This is a genomic window from Microcoleus sp. Z1_A1 (assembly GCF_036700305.1).
GTDB lineage: Bacteria > Cyanobacteriota > Cyanobacteriia > Cyanobacteriales > Microcoleaceae > Microcoleus.
On record NZ_JAUBOR010000096.1, the window covers coordinates 1 to 3,430 of the forward strand.

The 3,430-nt window shown below is 48.6% G+C and carries 2 protein-coding genes and 1 pseudogene; all 3 read right to left on the reverse strand.

The window, feature by feature from the left end:
- Nucleotides 1-953, reverse strand: a 953-nt coding sequence (locus tag QT973_RS26760) for a HAMP domain-containing protein (RefSeq protein ID WP_333392558.1), incomplete at its 3' end; no start/stop codon positions are given.
- Nucleotides 954-1,474: 521 nt separating this feature from the next.
- On the reverse strand, nt 1,475-2,278 hold the full coding sequence (locus tag QT973_RS26765) for a hypothetical protein (protein ID WP_333273607.1): 804 nt from the start codon (nt 2,276-2,278) through the stop codon (nt 1,475-1,477).
- 109 nt (nt 2,279-2,387) lie between these two features.
- Nucleotides 2,388-3,430, reverse strand: a pseudogene (locus QT973_RS26770) (hypothetical protein); the annotation flags it as partial.

Here is a 3,430-nt window from a genome sequence, read left to right on the forward strand (position 1 = left end):
GTACTTTTAGCGCGATTGGCACTTTCGGCGGCAATTTTAGCTTGTTTTAGTTCCTTTGTTTTCTGTGCAACTTGCCGTTTTAAATCGCCAGAATATTCTTCTAACCGCTGGCGAGATGCTTTTAACTGGGAATTCATGCGCTCGAAAGCACAAGCTAAGGCTTCGAGTTCGGCAACGCCGCTACCTGAAACTGTTGAGTCGAAGTCGCCGCCAGCTATCGCCTCTGTTGCCGAAATTAACCGCTGCAGCCGCTGTTCTATTCTTAGGGAAATGGACAGCAAAAGGCAGATAGAAAGAACCAAAGCCAGCAGCACGAGCAAAATAGTGTTGCGGGTGTTAGCCTGAACTTTGTCCGTAAAATCGGTTTCAGGGACAACTGCTACAATTAGCCAGTTTAAGCCTTTCGAGTTTTCAAAAGGTCTGACTTGCAGTAAGTATCTAGAGTTGCTGGCGGTAAAGTTAAGATTTTGGCTGCTGTTAATAGCAGCGAGGCTGCCATAATGTTTAAGCAAATACTCTGTTGAAAGCTGGATTACTTGTTGTTGCAGAGCTCGGGCGCTTCTTCGCTGCAGTCCGTCAGCAGAAATAGACGGTTTTGGTTCAGTTACCTCGTTCCGAGCAACTAAATGTCCCTCTCGGTCTAAGATAAAGGCTTGACAGTTAGGGCTGATGTGGAAATCGTGCAAGTTGAATGTTGAGGTTGGGGTGGGAAAAGCAGGATTTGTTTTTTGTTGACGGAATATTGTTTTTGGAGAGTCTGACCCATTTCTTTCCCCATTTGGTTTGATTGTGACTCCGGCTGTTTGACTTGGGGAAAGTTGGTTTACCGAACCAGTTGGAATTTGATTGTAAGTCCTTTCTCCTTTCCCAACCCCTTCTGTTAAGTAGTTGTCAAGGCGGTCAGAGATACGGCTCGTTGCTTCTCCCAATAGGTGTGCAACTACGTCATTCATTGTCTGTCGCCCTGTTTGAAAAGAAAGCCACCCCGTTAGAGCTAGTAAGATTGAAATCAAAAGAGCGTTGGGGACTGTAAGCACAACGCGCAGCGGGAGGGCAGACTTTTTTTGAACAGAGCTTTTTGGGCGGAACATTGGTTGAACAAAGGAGTGGAGAATGAGGAAAAAAATGTTCTTCTTCAGAGGGGAGTAACACCATCCGTAGAAGAGTTCTCCTCTTCTCACTCACCATCCCCGCTCGGTCTCGTTATGCTGTTTGACTAATTCCTATTAATAGTGCAGCCTCAAACCAATCTGAATCAGTCAAAAGCCATAAGTTCTCAGAGCGAGCGGTTAGTGACACAGGCTCCAGCCTGACTCAGCGCGGGCAGTATTGAGGAGAGGATTCGCATCTCAACTTTTCGATAATCGGATGGGTAATAGGAAGTTAGGAGACAGTCAGTCAATTCTCTCCCACTCCCCATTCCCTACTCCCCATTCCCCATTCCCGTTACCTATTCCCGCAGCTCCGGCTCCAATCAAAAAGCAGAGCGACTTTTAAAAAGCCGAGTAGTTCGGGCTGTTGGCGGTTGTCGCTGTTGAAATCTTGTTCCAGGGTAGTTGAATTCTTCTCGTGCAATGCGGCTCAGCTCGACAATCACAGACAAGTCTACTCCGGCTCGTGCAGCAGCATCGGCCGCCGATAGATTGTGATTTCTTACTAGCGCTAAAAATTGTCGCACGCTGTAGACTACGGGGTCGTTGGCTGCTGTGTAGCCTTTTTGAATGGCAATTAGCAATCCTTTTTCGACATCTGATGCTGTGGGTGCACGACCTCTATCAACGTTCACAGTCGGCGACATTCTTGGGTTTAGGGGAGCGATGCGAATTCCTAAGTGTTCTGGTTCTTTGTTGGTAGGAACGATGTTGAAGTTGTAAAGTCGCTGTTTCCCTTTTGAATCTACAGTTTTGATTGAAAGGTTAGTGATGGTAGCTGTGGTAGCTCCCGGAAAATTGAGCGCTTGAATGGGACGCAAGAAAACAGTTTTGGCTTGGCCGCTTGCCAACTGTGCATCGGTGCTGAAAACTATTTTTGAGGGGTCGGCAATTAAAACGTAGGCGAGAGCTTCATCGGTTGAGCTGAAGTCGATCGCACTTGCGCGGCCGGGATAGACTAAAATATCGATCGCACTATTGACGGCAATATCTCGACCCACAGTTTGATAGCCTGTTACTCTTGATTGAGCAAAAGCACAGTCTGGGTAGCTCGCAGCAGCGAACACTGCTGTGAACAAAAGCCCTCCGAGGGAAAGCATTCTTGGAGATTGGATGCGATTCGTCATGGCAGTTATCGGTTGATGTTGAGAAAATTGTTGACACTAGAAACGGGGATTTTATTTACTAATCGCCGCAGTCGCGTTGGGGCGACTTAACCGTTTACCAACGCCTCGGTCAACGGTAAATGTTGAGAAAGCTGTTAACAGTAATAGAAACCGGGGTTCCTTTATTAACCACAGCTACATTGGGGCGATTTAAAAGTTCTTCAGTTGCTCTATCTGAGCGGCTTTCCATCCGTTTTGCCAGGGGGCTGAAAAAGCCATCGAGGACGGCTGACCAAATTTGGGGGTCTCGACTTTCAACGGTGGTTGTACTGCCCCCAAACCTACCGCTAATACTGCTAGAGCTCCTGACTTTAGGCTCTGCGAACACTTGACCGACTCGTCCAACTCCCGACAGCACTGCGGTGAGGATATCCTGTCCGGCAATATCGTTCCCTGGGTCGAAGTAGCCTGAAGCAATCAGCGGCCCTCCGCCCTCTCCTGCAATCAAAATTGCGCCTTCTGGAATGGGCTGTTGTTTAATCTGACCGTTTCTATCAGAGTAGACGAGCGCCACAGCAGTAGCTTGTACCATGCGATTGGTTTTGCTGACGGTGCTGGCTTTGGCAATGACAACCGTGCCCTTCCGAAAAGCAATAGAGCCGTCAGTTGCCGTTACGTTGTCTGTGAGGGTGACGGCAAATTTGTCGTAAAGCTGTTTGCCTGAGCCTTCATCCCACAACAGGGGAACCGAAACTACGCCGTTGGCTGTGGTTCCAAGGGGAACCTGAGCTGTTTGGGAGGTTGAGGAACTTTGGGGCGTGCGGTTGAGAATGCCTTTTGCCCCTGGGGAATTTACTTGTTCTAGGGTTGGGGAGTTTGTTAAGGCAGAAGCCTCTGGAGCAGTTTCTGGGGAAAGGGTTTGAAATTCTGTATCGGCGGGCAAGGAAGTTGGACGAGCGCTCAGTCGAGCCTCCGTCTCGATTGGGTTATCGGTAGAATCGGAACTTATTTGGGGGGAAAGGGGAGCCGGAGTTAATTGGTTAGTGGGGTTTTGGGAGTTGTCGGTGGTTTCGAGGCTGTCCCCTCCATAAGGAAACTCCGGGTGTAGCCTTTCCCCGCTGGCGTTATTTGGGTGGCTATATAGTTTTTCTGGGATTTGCTCGAAAGAAACGT